The 673-nt window shown below is 61.1% G+C and carries 1 protein-coding gene; it reads right to left on the bottom strand.

Features of this window, described 5'->3' with window-relative positions; genetic code table 11:
• A partial coding sequence (locus B3M52_RS08665; RefSeq protein WP_286749416.1) for an HAD-IC family P-type ATPase occupies positions 1 to 673 on the bottom strand: 673 nt, incomplete at both ends.

Here is a 673-nt window from a genome sequence, read left to right as displayed (position 1 = left end):
CAGGGGCAGGCGATGATCAGAACTGTTGTCGCGGCCACCATCATGTGAACCACGGCCGGTTCCGGCCCGACGTTGTACCAGACCAGTGCCGATACCACGGCAATCAGCATCACGCTGGGTACGAAAATCGAGGAAATCCTGTCTGCCAGGCGGCCGATAGCGGGCTTGGAGCCCTGGGCCTTTTTCACCAGACGGATGATTTGTGCGAGGGCAGTTTCGCTGCCCACGCGGGTGGCCTTGTAGATAATGGAGCCATGGGTGTTGATGGTGCCGGCGGACACTTCGTCGCCCTCGCCCTTGCTGACAGGCATGGGCTCGCCGGTGAGCATGCTTTCATCAACGCGGGTGCTGCCTTCGGTAATCTCCCCGTCCACCGGGAGTTTTTCACCCGGACGAACGCGGATATGATCACCCGCCCGAACCTGTTCCACCGGCAGATCTTGCTCCTCGCCATCACGGATTACGCGGGCGGTTTTTGCTCGCAGGTCCAACAGCCGACGCACGGCTTCCGAGGTCTTGCCCTTGGCGCGAAGCTCCAGTGCCTGCCCCAGATTGATCAGGCCGATAATCATCGCTGACGCCTCAAAATACACGTGCCGTGCCATTTCCGGCAGTGCATCCGGGATGCTGGCTACCGTCATGGAATAGACCCAGGCAGTGCCGGTCCCCAAGG

The organism is Marinobacter sp. UBA2688 (assembly GCF_002352785.1).
GTDB classification, from domain to species: domain Bacteria; phylum Pseudomonadota; class Gammaproteobacteria; order Pseudomonadales; family Oleiphilaceae; genus Marinobacter; species Marinobacter salarius.
This window is presented reverse-complemented; position numbering and strand designations above follow the sequence as displayed.